Source organism: Pseudomonas sp. TE50-2 (assembly GCF_040813665.1).
In the GTDB taxonomy this organism is placed as follows: domain Bacteria; phylum Pseudomonadota; class Gammaproteobacteria; order Pseudomonadales; family Pseudomonadaceae; genus Aquipseudomonas; species Aquipseudomonas soli.
Genome location: NZ_JBFNXN010000001.1, coordinates 4,235,606 through 4,252,204 on the forward strand (window position 1 = coordinate 4,235,606; position 16,599 = coordinate 4,252,204).

A 16,599-nucleotide genomic window follows, 5' to 3' on the forward strand; every position below is an offset into this window, starting at 1 on the left:
TTGCAGGCCGGTGTGTGCGTTAACTGGCTATTGCTTGCTGGCCGAGGACTGGTGGCTCAGGAATGCGCGAATGCGCTCCGCCGCCTCGATGCATTCGGCCAGCGGCGCAACCAGCGCCATGCGCACGCGGCCGGCGCCCGGGTTTACTCCGTCCACCTCGCGTGAAAGGTACGAACCCGGCACCACGGTCACATGTTCGGCCTCGAACAGGTCGCGGGTGAAATCGGCATCGCTGCCCGGCACCTTGGCCCACAGGTAGAAACTGCCATCCGGGCGCTGCACATCCATCACCGGCTGCAGGATGTCGAGCACCGCGTCGTACTTGGCGCGGTACTGGTCGCGGTTTTCGCGCACGTGGGCCTCGTCCTGCCAGGCGGCGATGCTGGCCAGCTGGGTCTGCACCGGCATGGCGCAACCGTGGTAGGTGCGGTACAGCAGGAATGGCTTGATGATCTCGGCGTCGCCAGCCACGAAGCCCGAACGCAGGCCCGGCAGGTTGGAACGCTTGGACAGGCTGTGGAACACCACGCAGCGCTTGAAGTCACTGCGACCAAGCGCAGCGCAGGCGCTCAGCAGGCCCGGTGGCGGCGCGTCCTCGTCGAAGTACAGCTCGCTGTAGCACTCGTCGGCGGCGATCACGAAGTCGTGCTTGTCGGCGAGGGCGATCAGCTTCTTCAGGGTGTCCATCGGCACCAGTGCACCGGTGGGGTTGCCCGGGGAGCACAGGAACAGGATCTGGCAGCGTTCCCAGGTCTCGGCCGGCACGGCATCGAAGTCGGGGTTGAAGCCGTTGCTTTCCAGGCATGGCAGGTAGTGCGGGGTGGCGCCGGCCAGCAGGGCCGCGCCTTCGTAGATCTGGTAGAACGGGTTGGGGCTGACCACCAGGCCGTCGTCGTCGCGGTTGACCACGGCCTGGGTGAAGGCGAACAGCGCTTCGCGGGTGCCATTGACCGGCAGGATATGACGGTCGGCGTCCAGCCAGCCCGTCGGTACGCCGAAGCGCCGTTCGCACCACTGGCCAATGGCCTGGCGCAGGGCCGGCAGGCCGATGGTGCTGGGGTAGACCGCCAGCTTGTCGAGGTTGTCAGCCATGGCCTTGGCGACGAAGGCTGGCGATTCATGCTTCGGCTCACCGATCGACAAGGCGATGGCGCGCTTGTCGGCTGCCGGTTTCACGGTGCCCAGCAGGGCGCGCAGTTTCTCGAACGGGTAGGGCTGGAGCTGGGTCAGGGCGTGGTTCATCGGCGCAAGGTCTCGTTAGCGTCAAAAGGTCATGCGGGTAGGGCTGGCGTCGCTGGTCTGGCCGGCCTGCAGCTGCTGGACGATGGCTTCCTGCAGGCGGCTGCACAGCTGCGGGTCGGACAGCGGCTGGTTGTCGGCGTCGGTGATGAAGAACACGTCTTCCACGCGCTCGCCGAGGGTGGCGATCTTGGCGTTCTGCAGCGAGATGTCGAACTCGAGGAAGATCCGCCCGATCCTGGCCAGCAGGCCGGGGCGATCGGGCGCGGTGATCTCGAGGATGGTCACCGGGCGTTGGGCGTCGTTGAGGATGGTCACCTGCGGCGGGAAGTCGAAGTGCTTGAGCTGGCGTGGCACCCGACGCTGGATGATTGCCGGGTAGTCCTCGGGGTTGCGCAACGCGTCGGTCAGGCCGTCGCGGATCTGCCTGACCCGCTGTGGATTGTCACCGATCGAGCCGCCGTCGTTGTCGAGCACGATATAGGTGTCGAGGGTGAACTGGCTGCTCGAGGTGATGATCCGGGCATCGTGAATGTTCAGGTTGAGCTGGGCCATGGCGGCCACGGTCACGGCGAAGAAGTCGTGCTGGTCGGGGGCGTAGATGAAGATCTGCGTGCCGCCCTCGAACTCGCGCTGGGTGGTCTCCTTGATCAGCACCAGCGGGCCGCCATCGGCCGGTTGCTGCAGGATCGCATCGCTGTGCCAGGCCACATCGGCGGCGTTGTGCTTGAGGAAGTAGTCGTCGCCCAGCTGCGACCAGAGCTGCTCGACGTCATCCGGATCGGTGCCCTCGCGCACCAGGATATCCAGCGCCGCGCTCTGGGTCTGGCGGATCTGCTCTTCGCGGTCCAGCGGGTTTTCCAGGCCACGGCGCAGGGCGCGCTTGGTCTCGGTGTAGAGCTGGCGCAGCAGGCTCGCCCGCCAGGAGTTCCACAGGCTGGGGTTGGTGGCGTTGATATCGGCCACGGTCAGCACGTAGAGGTAGTCCAGCCGTGTCTCGTCACCGACATGCAGGGCGAAATCGTTGATCACCTGCGGGTCGGAGAGGTCCTTGCGCTGGGCGGTGGTGGACATCACCAGGTGGTTCAGCACCAGCCAGACGATCAGGCGGCTGTCCCAGGCCGGCAGCTGATGCCGTTCGCAGAACTGCTGCGCATCCACCGCGCCCAGTTCGGAGTGATCGCCCTGGCGTCCCTTGCCGATGTCGTGGTACAGGCCGGCCAGGTAGATCAGCTCGGGCTTGGGCAGGCGGCCCATGAGCTTGCTGGCCAGCGGGAATTTCTCCGAGACCGGCGTGTATTGCAGTTTGCGCAGGTGCTTGATCAGGTTGAGGGTGTGGGCATCGACCGTATAGATGTGGAACAGGTCGTGCTGCATCTGCCCGACGATCAGGCCGAACTCCGGCAGGTAGCGGCCAAGGATGCCGTAGCGATTCATCCGCCGCAGGTTGCGGTGGATGCCGATCTCGCACTTGAACAGCTCGATGAACAGGCTGGTGTTGCGGATATCGTGGCGGAACTTGTCGTCGATCAGGTGGCGATGTTCGCGCAGCAGGCGCACGGTGTCGGCGCGCACACCCTTGATTTCGGGGTGCTGGGCCATCAGCACGAAGATTTCCAGCATGGCGAACGGGGTGCGCCGGAAGACGTTCGGGTTGACCGCTTCTATATAGCCATCGTGCAGGCGGAACCGCGTATTGACCGGCTGCGTGGCGCCGCTGTCATCGGCCAGGATCACCTCTTCAAAATGCTGGATGATCAGGTCGCACAGCTGGCTGATGCTCATCACCACCCGGTAGTACTGCTGCATGAACTGTTCGATGGCGCGCTTGGGGTTTTCGTCGGTGTAGCCCAGCAGCGCGGCGATGCTGCGCTGGTGGTCGAACAGCAGGCGGTCTTCGGCGCGCCCGGCGAGCATGTGCAGGGCGTAGCGCACACGCCAGAGGAAGGCCTGGGACGAGGCCAGCAGCTCGTTTTCGCTCTCCAGCAGGAAGTCCTCGCCCGCCAGCGCGTGCAGGTTCAGCGTGCCATACTGGCGCCTGGCTACCCAGAGCACGGTCTGGATGTCGCGCAGGCCGCCCGGGCCGCCCTTGACGTTGGGCTCGAGGTTGTACTCGGTGTCGTTGTACTTGTGATGGCGGGCCTTGAGTTCGGCACGTTTGGCCAGGAAGAACTCTTTGCTGGGCCACATGTGCGCGGTGCTGGTGGCGTCGAGCATGCGCTGGCGCAGCGCCTCGGGGCCGGCGATGGTGCGGCTTTCCATCAGGTTGGTGATGACCGTGAGGTCGGCCCGGGCCTGCTCGGCGCACTCGTCGACGGTGCGCACGCTCTGGCCGACCTCAAGGCCGATGTCCCAGAGCAGAGTGAGGAAGCGCTCGATGGCATCGCGGTACTGCTCGTGCTCGGCGGCGTCGAGCAGGATCAGCAGGTCGATGTCCGAATACGGATGCAGCTCGCCACGGCCGTAGCCGCCCACCGCCACCAGGGCGATGCCGCCTGGCGCGCCCCAGCTGAACTGGTGCCAGGCCTGTTGCAGGATGTTGTCGACGAACCAGGCGCGGTCCTCGATCAGCCGGCGAATCTCGCGGCCTTCGCGAAAACGCTTGTCGAGCACCTCGCCGGCCATGCGTATGGCCTTCTTGAAAGCGGCGATGGGGCTTGCCTTGAGGGCCAGTTCCGCCTGGAACTGGCCGCGGTCGAACAGCTCGGGATCCACCTGGGGCATCGAGTCGCGTTCCTGTCGTTCAGTATCAGGCCGAGGTGCGCGGGATGGTGTCGTCCTTGCGCAGGGTGAAGATCTCGTAGCCGGTGGCGGTCACCACCAGGGTGTGCTCCCACTGGGCCGAGAGCTTGCGGTCCTTGGTGATGGCGGTCCAGCCGTCGCCCAGTACCTTGGTGTCGGCCTTGCCCTGGTTGATCATCGGCTCGATGGTGAAGGTCATGCCTTCCTTGAGCTCCATGCCGGTGCCGGCGCGGCCGTAGTGGACGATCTGTGGCTCTTCGTGGAACACCTTGCCGATGCCGTGGCCGCAGAACTCGCGGACCACCGAGAAACCGTTCTTTTCAGCGTGCTTCTGGATCACCTCGCCGATGTCGCCCAGGCGGCAGCCGGGCTTGACCAGCTCGATGGCCTTGTACAGGCACTCCTGGGTGACCTTGGACAGGCGCTCGGCCCACGGCGCGACGGTGCCGACATGGAACATGCGGCTGGTGTCGCCGTGGTAGCCGTCCTTGATCACGGTCACGTCGATGTTGATGGTGTCGCCATCCTTGAGTGCCTTGTCATTGGGGATGCCATGGCAGACCACGTGGTTGATCGAGGTGCAGATCGACTTGGGGAAGCCTTTGTAGTTCAGCGGCGCCGGGATGGCCTTCTGCTCGTTGACGATGTAGTCGTGGCAGAGGCGGTCGAGCTCCTCGGTGGTGATGCCGGGCTTGACGTGTGGCTCGATCATTTCCAGCACTTCGGCGGCCAGGCGGCCGGCGATGCGCATCTTCTCGATGTCTTCTGCGGTCTTGATGGTGACGGTCATTACAGGCTCTCTACGGCGCCGCGCGCGGCGCGAACAAACGGGAAAGGCCGGATTCTACCAGAGCGCGGCGGCGATCTGTCGGGATAGTCCAGCAGATCCGGTGGTCTATTGAGGGCATTCTGGCCCCAAAAGGCGGGGGCTGCAAAAGCCGCTGACGGACGAAGCATCATCCGGGTTCCGTTCGCTCGCCGGCTGTGGTATAAAATGCGCCGCTTTCGGGGGATGTCCTCCGTCAGCTCAAACCCACACACGTGTCGACACGATGGCCTGGGTGCCCGGTTTCCCTGGAAACACGGGTTGGTCATTGGGATACGTGGAGGCCCAACCCGACTTATCAAGGAACTATCATGTCCCAAGTCAACATGCGCGATATGCTGAAGGCCGGTGTGCACTTCGGCCACCAGACCCGTTACTGGAACCCGAAAATGGGCAAGTACATTTTCGGCGCGCGCAACAAGATCCACATCATCAACCTGGAAAAAACCCTGCCGATGTTCAACGAGGCTCTGTCCTTCGTAGAGCGCCTGGCCCAGGGCAAGAACAAGATCATGTTCGTCGGCACCAAGCGTTCCGCCGGCAAGATCGTCGCCGAGCAAGCAGCTCGTTGCGGTTCGCCATACGTTGATCACCGTTGGTTGGGCGGCATGCTGACCAACTACAAGACCATCCGCGCTTCGATCAAGCGTCTGCGTGATCTGGAAACCCAGGCCGAAGATGGTACTTTCACCAAGCTGACCAAGAAAGAAGCTCTGATGCGTTCGCGCGATCTGGAGAAGCTGGACCGCAGCCTGGGTGGTATCAAGGACATGGGCGGCCTGCCTGATGCCCTGTTCGTGATCGACGTCGACCACGAGCGCATTGCCATCACCGAAGCCAACAAGCTGGGCATCCCGGTTATCGGCGTTGTCGATACCAACAGCAGCCCTGAAGGTGTTGACTACATCATCCCAGGTAACGATGACGCCATCCGCGCTATCGAGCTGTACATGACTTCGATGGCCGACGCCGTCATCCGCGGCCGCAACAACGTTGCCGGCGGCACTGAAGTCTATGTTGAAGAAGCGGCTGCACCTGCTGCCGAGTAATTGACGCTTAGCGTCTACTTGGCACGCAAAAAGGGGGCTTTGCCCCCTTTTTGCCACCTTGAAATCCTGCTGTCAGCGAAGGCCCCGCATCATGGGCCGGCTGAGGTATAAAACAGCGGATTTGCAGAATTTAACGCCCGTGACGAACGGGTGGAATGGTTGAAAAACTTTCCAAGAGGATTTTGAAATGGCAGCAATTACTGCAGCGCTGGTCAAAGAACTGCGCGAGCGTACCGGCGAAGGCATGATGGATTGCAAGAAGGCCCTGGAAAAGGCCGGCGGCGACATCGAGAAAGCCATTGACGACATGCGTGCCTCGGGCGCCATCAAGGCCGCCAAGAAGGCTGGCAACGTTGCCGCCGAAGGCGCCATCGCCGTCAAGACCGACGGTAAATCCGCCGTCCTGCTGGAAGTGAACTCGCAGACCGACTTCCTGGCCCTGCAAGACGACTTCAAGAACTTCGTTGCCGAAAGCATCGAGCAGGCCTTCGCCGAGAAGCTGACCGACGCCGCTCCGCTGATCGCTTCGCGTGAAGCTGCTCGTGAAGCCCTGGTCGCCAAGTGCGGCGAGAACGTCAACATCCGTCGCCTGGTGCGCGTTGAGGGTGACGTTGTCGGTGCCTACCTGCACGGTAACAAGATCGGTGCAGTTGTTGTCCTGAAAGGCGGTGACGTCGATCTGGCCAAGAACATCGCCATGCACGTTGCCGCTTCGAACCCAGAGTTCCTGGACGCGTCGGAAATCTCCGCCGAGGCCATCGAGCGCGAGAAGAACGTCTTCCTGCAGCTGAACGCCGACAAGATCGCCGGCAAGCCGGAAAACATCGTTGAAAACATGATCAACGGTCGTATCTCCAAGTTCAAAGCCGAAGCCTCGCTGAAAGAGCAGGCCTTCGTGATGGATCCGGAAGTCAAAGTTGGCGCGCTGGCCAAGAAAGCCGGTGCCGAAATCGTTTCCTTCACCTACTTCAAGGTTGGCGAAGGCATCGAGAAGCCGGTTGACGACTTCGCTGCCGAAGTTGCCGCCCAGGTAGCTGCCGCCAAGCAGTAAGACGGACTCGTCTGTCGCCCCAAAGAGGCTGCCCGCTCACGCGCGCAGCCTCTTTGTCAAAGCGGGAGTGGTTTACCAGACCGCTGCTCGCTGACGCAGTAGCTGCGTCACGCTAGAGTTACGCGCAGGCTGAAAACAGCCCGCCAGATTTTTACAAACGCCGCAGGAGAGATTCGCAATGGCTCAGCAGGGCAGTGGTCATCAGGCTCGCTATAAACGCATTCTACTCAAACTTAGCGGCGAGGCCCTGATGGGCTCGGAAGAGTTCGGGATCGACCCCAAGGTCCTGGATCGCATGGCGCTGGAAGTCGGCCAGCTGGTCGGTATCGGCGTCCAGGTCGGCCTGGTGATCGGTGGTGGCAACCTGTTCCGTGGTGCGGCGCTCAGCGCAGCCGGCATGGATCGGGTCACTGGCGACCACATGGGCATGCTGGCCACCGTGATGAACGCACTGGCCATGCGCGACGCGCTGGAGCGGGCGAACATCACCGCGATCGTCATGTCGGCCATCTCCATGGTCGGTGTGACCGATCACTATGATCGCCGCAAGGCCATGCGCCACCTGAACTCGAAAGAAGTCGTGATCTTCGCTGCCGGTACCGGCAACCCGTTCTTCACCACCGACTCCGCCGCTTGCCTGCGCGCCATCGAAATCGATGCCGACGTGGTATTGAAGGCAACCAAGGTCGATGGTGTATACACTGCAGATCCATTCAAGGACCCGCATGCCGAGAAGTTCGATCATCTGTCCTACGATGAAGTGCTGGATCGCAAGCTGGGTGTAATGGACCTGACGGCAATCTGCCTGTGCCGCGATCACAAGATGCCGTTGCGCGTCTTCAACATGAACAAGCCCGGCGCCCTGCTGAACATCGTGCATGGCGGCGCGGAAGGAACTCTGATCGAGGAAGTTCAAAAATGATCAACGAAATCAAGAAAGACGCCCAGGCGCGCATGCAAAAGTCGCTGGAGTCGCTGATCCACGCATTTGGCCAGATCCGCACCGGCAAGGCGCACCCGAGCGTCCTGGGCAGCGTGATGGTGCCTTACTATGGCACCGACACCCCGCTGACCAGCGTGGCCAACGTGACCGTGAAAGACAACCAGACCCTGCAAGTGGTGCCTTTCGAGCGCAACATGCTGGGCGCTATCGACAAGGCCATTGGCAGTGCCGGCTTGAACCTCAACCCGACCAACCTGGGTGAGTTGCTGCTGGTCAATATGCCTCCGCTGACCGAAGAAACCCGCAAGGGCTTCACCAAGCAGGCCCGCGCCGCTGCCGAAGATGCCCGCGTTGCCGTGCGCAACATTCGTCGTGACGCCATGGGTGACCTGAAGAAACTGTCCAAGGACAAGGAAATCAGTGAAGACGAAGAGCGTCGTGCCAGTGCCGACATCGACAAGCTGATCAAGGACTTCGAGGCGCAGATCGCCAAGGCCACCGAAGCAAAAGAAAAGGACCTGATGGCCATCTAAGGGTCAGGACACCTTCATGGAAAAGACCAAGCAGACTGTGCCCTCCGTGGTGCCGCGTCACGTGGCGATCATCATGGATGGGAATAATCGCTGGGCGAAGAAGCGCTTCATGCCCGGCGTTGCCGGGCATAAAGCGGGTGTCGATGCGGTGCGCGCCGTGATCGAAGTGTGCGCCGAGGCCAAGGTTGAGGTGCTCACGCTTTTTGCGTTCTCCAGTGAGAACTGGCAGCGACCGGCGGATGAAGTCAGTGCCCTCATGGACCTGTTCTTCAAGGCGCTGCGCCGCGAGGCCAAGCGCCTGAACGACAACAACATCAGCCTGCGCATCATCGGCGACCGCTCACGCTTCCACCCTGAACTGCAGGCTGCGATGCGCGAGGCCGAGGCCGCGACTGCCGGCAGCAACCGCTTCATCCTGCAGATCGCCGCCAACTACGGTGGCCAGTGGGATATCGCCCAGGCTGCCCAGCGCCTGGCGCGTGAAGTACAGGCCGGCCATCTGCGCCCGGACGACATCACCCCGGACCTGCTGCAGACCTGCCTGGTGACGGGCGACCTGCCATTGCCTGACCTGTGCATCCGCACTGGTGGCGAGCACCGCATCAGCAATTTCCTCTTGTGGCAGCTGGCCTACGCCGAGCTGTACTTCTCCGACCTCTATTGGCCGGACTTCAAACACGAGGCCATGCGCAATGCGCTGGCCGATTTCGCTTCGCGCCAGCGCCGCTTCGGTAAGACCAGCGAGCAGGTCGAAGCCGGAGCCCGTGCTTAATGCTTAAACAACGCATCATTACCGCGCTGATCCTGCTGCCGATCGCGGTGGGTGGTTTCTTCCTGCTCAATGGTGGGGATTTCGCCCTCTTCATCGGTTTCGTGGTGACGCTCGGTGCCTGGGAGTGGGCGCGCCTGGCCGGCCTGGTGGCGCAACCGCTGCGCATCGCCTATGCCGCCGTGGTGGCGGGCGGGCTGATGCTGCTCTACTTGATGCCCGACCTGGCGCCCTGGGTGCTGGGCGCTTCGGTGATCTGGTGGGCGCTGGCCACGTGGCTGGTGCTGACCTATCCGCGCAGCGGCGAGCTGTGGAGCAGTGCCGCCTGCCGCCTGCTGATCGGCCTGCTGGTGTTGCTGCCCGCCTGGCAGGGCCTGGTGCTGCTCAAGCACTGGCCACTGGGCAACTGGCTGATCCTGGCGGTCATGGTGCTGGTCTGGGCGGCCGACATCGGCGCTTATTTCTCCGGTCGTGCCTTCGGCAAGCGCAAGCTGGCGCCTCAGGTCAGCCCGGGCAAGAGCTGGGAGGGCGTGTATGGCGGGCTCGCGGTCAGCCTGCTGATCACCCTGGGCGTGGGCATTGCCCGTGACTGGAGTGTCGGCCAGGTGCTGCTGGGCTTGCTGGGCGCCGTGGTGGTGGTGATGTCCTCGGTGGTCGGCGACCTGACCGAGAGCATGTTCAAGCGTCGTGAAGGCATCAAGGACAGCAGCAACCTGTTGCCGGGCCATGGTGGCGTGCTTGATCGCATCGACAGCCTGACCGCGGCGATTCCGATGTTTGCCGTACTGCTGTGGGCGGCTGAGTGGGGTGTGATGTGAGTCGCGTGCAACGCATTACTGTGCTGGGGGCCACCGGCTCCATTGGCTTGAGCACGCTGGACGTCATCGCTCGCCACCCTGACCGTTACCAGGTGTTCGCCTTGAGCGGCTATTCGCGCATCGACGAACTGCTGGCCCTGTGCGAGCGCCATCGCCCGGCGTACGCCGTGGTGCCGAGCGCCGAGGCGGCCGGGCGGCTGCGCACGGGTCTGGCTAAGGCCGGATGTGCCACCGAGGTGCTCGAAGGTGAGGCCGGGCTGTGCCAGGTCGCCTCCGCATCGGAGGTCGATACCGTGATGGCGGCCATTGTCGGCGCTGCCGGGCTGCGTCCGACCCTCGCCGCGGTCGAGGCGGGCAAGAAGGTGCTGCTGGCCAACAAGGAAGCCCTGGTGATGTCCGGGGCCCTGTTCATGCAGGCGGTACAGCGCAGCGGCGCGGTGCTGCTGCCGATCGACAGCGAGCACAACGCGATATTCCAGTGCATGCCCGGCGACTACGCCCGGGGTCTGGGCGCTGTCGGCGTGCGCCGCATCCTGCTGACCGCCTCCGGCGGTCCGTTCCGCGAAACTCCGGCCGAAGCCTTGCTGGATGTCACGCCGGAACAAGCCTGCGCCCATCCGAACTGGTCCATGGGGCGCAAGATCTCGGTCGATTCGGCGAGTATGCTGAACAAAGGCCTGGAACTGATCGAGGCCTGCTGGCTGTTCGACGCCAAGCCTTCGCAGGTTGAAGTGGTGGTGCACCCGCAGAGCGTTATCCACTCGTTGGTGGACTATGTCGATGGCTCGGTGCTCGCCCAGTTGGGCAACCCCGACATGCGCACGCCGATCTCCAATGCCCTGGCCTGGCCGGAGCGCATCGATTCGGGCGTTGCGCCGCTGGACCTGTTCGCCATCGCCCGTCTGGATTTCCAGGCCCCCGACGAACAGCGCTTCCCATGCCTGCGCCTGGCGCGTCAGGCTGCCGAGGCGGGCAACAGTGCGCCGGCGGTGCTCAATGCCGCCAACGAAGTGGCTGTCGAAGCGTTTCTCCAGCGGCGTATCCGCTTCCCGGAGATCGCGGGTATGATCGAACAGGTGCTCGACCAGGAGCCTGTGGTGGCATTGCCCACGCTTGACGCGGTATTCGCCGCCGACCAGCGTGCCCGGGAGCTGTCCCGGGAATGGTTGCGACGCCACGGCCGCTGAAGCTTGCGGCCGGCTCCGCCGAATGTCATCCGGAGATAGGACATGACTGCGCTCTACATGATTGTCGGCACGCTGATTGCGCTCGGCGTGCTGGTCACCTTCCACGAGTTCGGCCACTTCTGGGTGGCGCGGCGCTGCGGGGTCAAGGTCCTGCGCTTCTCGGTGGGCTTCGGCACGCCGTTGCTGCGCTGGCACGATCGCCAGGGCACCGAGTTCGTCGTCGCCGCGATTCCTCTGGGCGGCTACGTCAAGATGCTCGACGAGCGCGAGGGCGAGGTACCGCCGGCGCTGATCGAGCAATCGTTCAACCGTAAATCGGTACGCCAGCGCATCGCCATCGTGGCGGCCGGCCCGGTTGCCAACTTCCTCCTCGCCATCCTGTTCTTCTGGGTGCTGGCCATGCTCGGCTCGCAGCAGGTGCGCCCGGTCATCGGCGCGGTCGAGGCGGGCAGCCTGGCGGCCAGCGCCGGTCTGGGCGTCGGCCAGGAAATCGTTTCCATCGATGGCAAACCGACCAATGGCTGGTCGGCGGTCAACCTGCAGTTGGTGCGCCGCCTCGGCGAGAGCGGCACGCTGCGCGTGGGTGTGCTCGATGAAGGTGCAACGGTCGAGCGCCAGCTCGACATTACCCTGAACAATTGGCTCAAGGGCGCCGATGAGCCTGATCCGATCCAGTCCCTGGGCCTGCGCCCGTGGCGACCAGCGATGGTTCCGGTGCTGGCGGAGATCGATCCGAAAGGGCCGGCCGCTGCCGCCGGGCTCAAGACCGGTGACAAGCTGCTGGCGCTCGACGGCGTGGCGCTGGGCGACTGGCAGCAGGTGGTCGACGCGGTCCGTGCCCGCCCCGAGCGTACGGTGAACCTGCGCATCGAGCGCGACGGCGCAACGCTCGAAATGCCGGTCACCCTGGCGCGCAAGGGCGAAGGCCAGGCATCCGGTGGTTACCTCGGCGCCGGGGTCAAGGCCAGCGAATGGCCGGCGAAGATGCTCCGCGAGGTCAGTTACGGGCCGCTGGAGGCGGTGGGCGAGGGCTTGTCCCGCACTTGGAACATGAGCGTCCTGACCCTCGAATCGCTGAAGAAAATGCTGTTCGGAGAGCTCTCGGTAAAAAACTTGAGCGGACCGATAACCATTGCTAAAGTGGCGGGCGCTTCAGCCCAGTCGGGCGTTGGGGATTTCCTGAATTTCCTGGCCTACCTGAGCATAAGCCTGGGGGTTCTGAACCTGCTGCCCATCCCAGTACTGGATGGGGGGCATTTGCTGTTCTACCTGATCGAGTGGGCGCGCGGTCGTCCGCTCTCGGATCGGGTGCAAGGTTGGGGGGTCCAGATCGGTATCAGTTTGGTCGTCGGGGTGATGTTGCTCGCCTTGATCAACGATCTGGGTCGACTATAAAAGCTTCGCTCAATCGCGAAACCTGCCGCTTTCTCGCGGCGGGTTGTTTATTGCCAGTTGGAATAAAAGGACTTCATGAAACGTCTGCTGCTAACTGCGGTGCTCTCCGCACTGATGATCGCTGAAGTTCACGCCGAGTCCTTCACCATCTCCGATATTCGTGTCAACGGCCTGCAGCGGGTTTCCGCCGGCAGCGTGTTCGGCGCGTTGCCGCTGAACGTCGGTGACCAGGTCGACGACCGCCGTCTGGTCGAATCCACCCGCTCGCTGTTCAAGACCGGCTTCTTCCAGGACATCCAGCTGAACCGCGACGGCAATGTCCTGATCATCAACGTGGTCGAGCGCCCTTCGGTGTCGAGCATCGAGATCGAAGGCAACAAGGCGATCAGCACCGAAGACCTGATGAAGGGCCTGAAGCAGTCGGGCCTGGCCGAAGGCGAGATCTTCCAGCGTGCGACGCTGGAAGGCGTGCGTAACGAGCTGCAGCGCCAGTACGTGGCCCAGGGCCGCTACTCCGCCGAAGTCGACGCCGAGGTAGTGCCGCAGCCGCGCAACCGCGTCGGCCTGAAGATCAAGATCAACGAAGGCACCGTGGCCGCGATCCAGCACATCAACGTGGTGGGCAACACGGTCTTCGACGACGAGACCCTCGGCCAGCTGTTCGAGCTCAAGACCACCAACTGGCTGTCGTTCTTCAAGAACGACGACAAGTACGCCCGCGAAAAACTGTCCGGTGACCTGGAGCGCCTGCGTTCCTACTACCTGGACCGCGGCTACATCAACATGGACATCGCCTCCACCCAGGTGTCGATCACTCCGGACAAGAAGCACGTCTACATCACCGTCAACATCAATGAAGGCGAGAAGTACACTGTTCGCGACGTCAAGCTGTCCGGTGACCTGAAAGTGCCGGAAGACCAGGTCAAGTCGCTGCTGCTGGTGCAGCCGGGCCAGGTGTTCTCGCGCAAGGTGATGACCACCACGTCCGACCTGATCACCCGTCGCCTGGGTAACGAAGGCTATACCTTCGCCAACGTCAACGGCGTGCCGCAACCGAACGACCAGGATCACACCGTCGACATCATGTTCGTCGTCGATCCGGGCAAGCGTGCCTACGTCAACCGCATCAACTACCGCGGCAACACCAAGACCGAAGACGAAGTGCTGCGTCGCGAAATGCGCCAGATGGAAGGCGGCTGGGCTTCGACCTACCTCATCGACCAATCCAAGACCCGCCTCGAGCGCCTGGGCTTCTTCAAGGAAGTCAACGTCGAGACGCCGCCGGTGCCGGGCACCGACGACCAGGTCGACGTCAACTACAGCGTCGAAGAGCAGGCCTCCGGCTCGATCACCGCCAGCGTCGGTTTCGCCCAGAGCGCGGGCCTGATCCTCGGTGGCTCGATCAGCCAGAACAACTTCCTGGGTACCGGTAACAAGGTCTCCATCGGCCTGACCCGTTCCGAATACCAGACCCGCTACAACTTCGGCTACGTCGATCCCTACTTCACCCCCGATGGTGTGAGCCTGGGTTACAACGCCTTCTACCGCAGCACCGACTACGACGACCTCGACGTCGACGTGGCCAGCTATGCGGTGGACAGCCTGGGTGCCGGTGTCAGCCTCGGCTACCCGATCAGCGAGACCTCGCGCCTGACCTACGGCCTGACCGTGCAGCAGGACAAGTTGAAGACTGGTCGCTACACCGTCGATGAGATCTTCAAGTTCATCCAGGACGAAGGTGACAACTTCCTCAACTTCAAGGCTTCGATCGGCTGGTCCGAGTCGACCCTGAACAAGGGCGTGCTGGCCACCCGTGGTCACTCGCAGAGCCTGACCCTCGAGACCACCGTGCCGGGCAGCGACCTGTCGTTCTACAAGCTCGACTACCGTGGCCAGCTGTTCAAGCCAATCAACAACGACTACACCCTGCGCCTGCACACCGAGCTGGGCTACGGTGACGGCTACGGCTCGACCAATGGTCTGCCGTTCTACGAGAACTACTACGCGGGCGGCTTCAACTCCGTGCGCGGCTTCAAGGACAGTACCCTGGGCCCACGCAGTACGCCGAGCCGTGGCGCGGCCGTGACCGGCAACCAGGGCACCATCGCCGACCCGGATCAGGATCCGCTGCCGTTCGGTGGCAACGTCCTCGTCCAGGGTGGCGTGGAGCTGCTGTTCCCGCTGCCGTTCGTCAAGGACCAGCGTTCGCTGCGCACCTCCGTGTTCTGGGATGTGGGTAACGTGTTCGACACCAACTGCGGTTCCAAGCCGGACTGCACCAAGGTCGGTTTCTCGGACATGGCCAGCTCCGTCGGTCTGGGCGTAACCTGGATCACCGCGCTGGGCCCGCTGAGCTTCAGCCTGGCGATGCCGATCAAGAAGCCGGACGACGCCGACACGCAAGTGTTCCAATTCTCTCTGGGCCAGACCTTCTAAGGTCGGCCCTTGCATAACGACAACGGATTATCCAGGAGTGCATCGTGCGTAAGTTGACCCAACTGGCCCTCGTGGCCGCGGCGCTGGTCGCCACCCCGGCTTTCGCCGAAATGAAGGTTGCCGTGCTGAACTATCAGATGGCCCTGCTGGAATCCGACGCGGCCAAGAAATACGCCGTCGACGCCGAGAAGAAGTTCGGCCCGCAACTGACCAAGCTCAAGGGCCTGGAAAGCAGCGCCAAGGGCATCCAGGATCGCCTGATCAAGGGCGGCGACAAGATGCCTCAGCCAGAGCGCGAGCGCCTCGAGCTCGAGTTCAAGCAAAAGGCCCGCGACTTCCAGTTCCAGTCCAAGGAACTCAACGAAGCCAAGGCCGTGGCTGATCGCGACATGCTCAAGCAGCTCAAGCCCAAGCTGGATGGCGCCGTCGAGGAAGTGATCAAGAAGGGCGGCTTCGACCTGGTGCTCGAGCGTGGCGCGGTCATCGATGTCAAGCCGCAGTACGACATCACCCGCCAGGTCATCGAGCGCATGAACCAAGCCCGTTGATATGACCGTGACCATGACACTCGGCCAGCTGGCCGAAGCACTCGGGGCCGAGCTCAAGGGCCCCGAGGCGCTGGAAATCACCGGCTTGGCCACCTTGCAGGAGGCCGTTTCCGGGCAGCTGAGTTTCCTGGCCAACAAGCAGTACCGCAAGTTCCTGGACGACTCCACGGCCAGCGCGGTACTGCTCAAGGCCGAGGACGCCGAAGGTTTCGCCGGCAACGCCTTGATCGTCGCCGACCCGTACCTGGCTTACGCGCGCATCTCGCACCTGTTCGATCCGAAGCCCAAGGCTGTGGCGGGAATCCATCCCAGCGCCGTGGTTGCCGAGGATGCCCAGGTGGATGCCAGCGCCAGCATCGGCCCGTTCGCGGTGGTCGAAAGCGGTGCGCGGATCGACGCCAACGTGACGGTCGGCGCGCACTGTTTCATCGGTGCCCGTTGCGTCATCGGCGAGGGTGGCTGGCTGGCACCGCGTGTCACGCTGTATCACGACGTGACCATTGGCAAGCGCGTGGTCATCCAGTCCGGCGCGGTGATCGGTGGCGAGGGCTTCGGCTTTGCCAACGAGAAGGGTATCTGGCGCAAGATCGCGCAGATCGGCGGCGTCACCTTGGGTGACGATGTCGAGATCGGCGTGAACACCGCGGTGGATCGTGGCGCCCTGTCGGATACGCGCATCGGTGATGGTGTCAAGCTCGACAACCAGATCCAGATCGCCCATAACGTGCAGGTCGGTGACCACACGGCGATGGCGGCCTGCGTCGGCATCTCCGGCAGTACCCGTATCGGCAAGCACTGCATGATTGCCGGTGGTGTCGGGATGGTCGGTCACATCGACGTCTGCGACAATGTTTTCGTCTCCGGCATGACCATGGTGACCCGTTCGATTACCGAACCGGGTGGCTATTCTTCCGGAACGGCCATGCAACCTTTGGCCGAATGGCGCAAGAGCGCCGCTCGCATTCGCCAGCTGGACGAGATGTCCAAGCGTCTCCAGCAGCTGGAAAAGCGTGTCGACACCGTGACCTCAGGTGGCCAGCCGACATCAGAAGGCTGATACCAT

General features: G+C 63.1%; 14 protein-coding genes. 11 read left to right on the forward strand and 3 right to left on the reverse strand.

From position 1 onward, the window contains the following. Positions 1 to 27 precede the first annotated feature (27 nt). Genes dapC through map form a run of 3 tightly spaced genes read right to left on the reverse strand, consistent with a single transcriptional unit; the run spans position 28 to position 4,771 of the window. Positions 28 to 1,242 carry a succinyldiaminopimelate transaminase gene (gene dapC, locus AAHK21_RS19380; protein ID WP_367858079.1) on the reverse strand — a complete coding sequence of 405 codons (1,215 nt, stop codon included), beginning with the start codon at positions 1,240 to 1,242 and terminating at the stop codon, positions 28 to 30. Positions 1,243 to 1,263: 21 nt separating this feature from the next. Further along, positions 1,264 to 3,963 carry a [protein-PII] uridylyltransferase gene (locus AAHK21_RS19385; protein WP_367858080.1) on the reverse strand — a complete coding sequence of 900 codons (2,700 nt, stop codon included), beginning with the start codon at positions 3,961 to 3,963 and terminating at the stop codon, positions 1,264 to 1,266. A 25-nt stretch (positions 3,964 to 3,988) separates the two neighbouring features. Beyond that, on the reverse strand, positions 3,989 to 4,771 hold the full coding sequence (gene map, locus AAHK21_RS19390) for a type I methionyl aminopeptidase (RefSeq protein WP_094011637.1): 783 nt from the start codon (positions 4,769 to 4,771) through the stop codon (positions 3,989 to 3,991). Positions 4,772 to 5,118: 347 nt separating this feature from the next. On the opposite strand from map, the gene rpsB reads away from it, so the two are divergent. The 11 genes from rpsB (at position 5,119) to lpxD (ending at position 16,593) form a co-directional block, all read left to right on the forward strand. Beyond that, positions 5,119 to 5,856 carry a 30S ribosomal protein S2 gene (gene rpsB, locus AAHK21_RS19395; protein WP_023629884.1) on the forward strand — a complete coding sequence of 246 codons (738 nt, stop codon included), beginning with the start codon at positions 5,119 to 5,121 and terminating at the stop codon, positions 5,854 to 5,856. Positions 5,857 to 6,043: 187 nt separating this feature from the next. Continuing rightward, a complete protein-coding gene (gene tsf / locus AAHK21_RS19400) occupies positions 6,044 to 6,907 on the forward strand; it encodes a translation elongation factor Ts (RefSeq protein WP_023629890.1) in 864 nt (287 codons plus the stop codon). Positions 6,908 to 7,085: 178 nt separating this feature from the next. Continuing rightward, positions 7,086 to 7,829, forward strand: coding sequence for a UMP kinase (gene pyrH / locus AAHK21_RS19405; RefSeq protein WP_023629889.1), 744 nt, complete (start codon positions 7,086 to 7,088; stop codon positions 7,827 to 7,829). Then, positions 7,826 to 8,383, forward strand: a complete 558-nt coding sequence (gene frr / locus AAHK21_RS19410; RefSeq protein WP_046854394.1) for a ribosome recycling factor — start codon at positions 7,826 to 7,828, stop codon at positions 8,381 to 8,383. The genes pyrH and frr overlap by 4 nt, the downstream gene beginning before the upstream one ends. A gap of 16 nt (positions 8,384 to 8,399) precedes the next feature. Continuing rightward, positions 8,400 to 9,155, forward strand: coding sequence for a polyprenyl diphosphate synthase (gene uppS, locus AAHK21_RS19415; protein ID WP_046854395.1), 756 nt, complete (start codon positions 8,400 to 8,402; stop codon positions 9,153 to 9,155). Beyond that, positions 9,155 to 9,970, forward strand: a complete 816-nt coding sequence (locus AAHK21_RS19420) for a phosphatidate cytidylyltransferase (RefSeq protein WP_038706689.1) — start codon at positions 9,155 to 9,157, stop codon at positions 9,968 to 9,970. Before uppS ends, AAHK21_RS19420 begins: the two co-directional genes overlap by 1 nt. Continuing rightward, positions 9,967 to 11,157 (forward strand): 1-deoxy-D-xylulose-5-phosphate reductoisomerase, encoded by a 1,191-nt coding sequence (gene ispC, locus AAHK21_RS19425; protein WP_367858081.1) that lies wholly within the window; start codon positions 9,967 to 9,969, stop codon positions 11,155 to 11,157. Before AAHK21_RS19420 ends, ispC begins: the two co-directional genes overlap by 4 nt. Positions 11,158 to 11,199: 42 nt before the next feature. Next, entirely contained in the window at positions 11,200 to 12,552 is a 1,353-nt protein-coding gene (gene rseP / locus AAHK21_RS19430) for an RIP metalloprotease RseP (protein ID WP_367858082.1), read from the forward strand. Between the two features lie 75 nt (positions 12,553 to 12,627). Further along, positions 12,628 to 14,988: an outer membrane protein assembly factor BamA gene (gene bamA / locus AAHK21_RS19435; protein WP_046854398.1), complete on the forward strand. Its 2,361-nt coding sequence runs from the start codon at positions 12,628 to 12,630 to the stop codon at positions 14,986 to 14,988. Between the two features lie 44 nt (positions 14,989 to 15,032). Then, positions 15,033 to 15,536, forward strand: a complete 504-nt coding sequence (locus AAHK21_RS19440; RefSeq protein ID WP_023629834.1) for an OmpH family outer membrane protein — start codon at positions 15,033 to 15,035, stop codon at positions 15,534 to 15,536. A gap of 1 nt (position 15,537) precedes the next feature. After that, positions 15,538 to 16,593: a UDP-3-O-(3-hydroxymyristoyl)glucosamine N-acyltransferase gene (gene lpxD / locus AAHK21_RS19445; RefSeq protein WP_046854399.1), complete on the forward strand. Its 1,056-nt coding sequence runs from the start codon at positions 15,538 to 15,540 to the stop codon at positions 16,591 to 16,593. The last annotated feature ends 6 nt before the right edge of the window (positions 16,594 to 16,599 follow it).

Coding starts and splice junctions, on each gene's coding strand:
- dapC (WP_367858079.1), bottom strand. CDS start 1,242: ATGAACCACGCCCTGACCCAGCTCCAGCCCTACCCGTTCGAGAAACTG.
- AAHK21_RS19385 (WP_367858080.1), bottom strand. CDS start 3,963: ATGCCCCAGGTGGATCCCGAGCTGTTCGACCGCGGCCAGTTCCAGGCG.
- map (WP_094011637.1), bottom strand. CDS start 4,771: ATGACCGTCACCATCAAGACCGCAGAAGACATCGAGAAGATGCGCATC.
- rpsB (WP_023629884.1), top strand. CDS start 5,119: ATGTCCCAAGTCAACATGCGCGATATGCTGAAGGCCGGTGTGCACTTC.
- tsf (WP_023629890.1), top strand. CDS start 6,044: ATGGCAGCAATTACTGCAGCGCTGGTCAAAGAACTGCGCGAGCGTACC.
- pyrH (WP_023629889.1), top strand. CDS start 7,086: ATGGCTCAGCAGGGCAGTGGTCATCAGGCTCGCTATAAACGCATTCTA.
- frr (WP_046854394.1), top strand. CDS start 7,826: ATGATCAACGAAATCAAGAAAGACGCCCAGGCGCGCATGCAAAAGTCG.
- uppS (WP_046854395.1), top strand. CDS start 8,400: ATGGAAAAGACCAAGCAGACTGTGCCCTCCGTGGTGCCGCGTCACGTG.
- AAHK21_RS19420 (WP_038706689.1), top strand. CDS start 9,155: ATGCTTAAACAACGCATCATTACCGCGCTGATCCTGCTGCCGATCGCG.
- rseP (WP_367858082.1), top strand. CDS start 11,200: ATGACTGCGCTCTACATGATTGTCGGCACGCTGATTGCGCTCGGCGTG.
- bamA (WP_046854398.1), top strand. CDS start 12,628: ATGAAACGTCTGCTGCTAACTGCGGTGCTCTCCGCACTGATGATCGCT.
- lpxD (WP_046854399.1), top strand. CDS start 15,538: ATGACCGTGACCATGACACTCGGCCAGCTGGCCGAAGCACTCGGGGCC.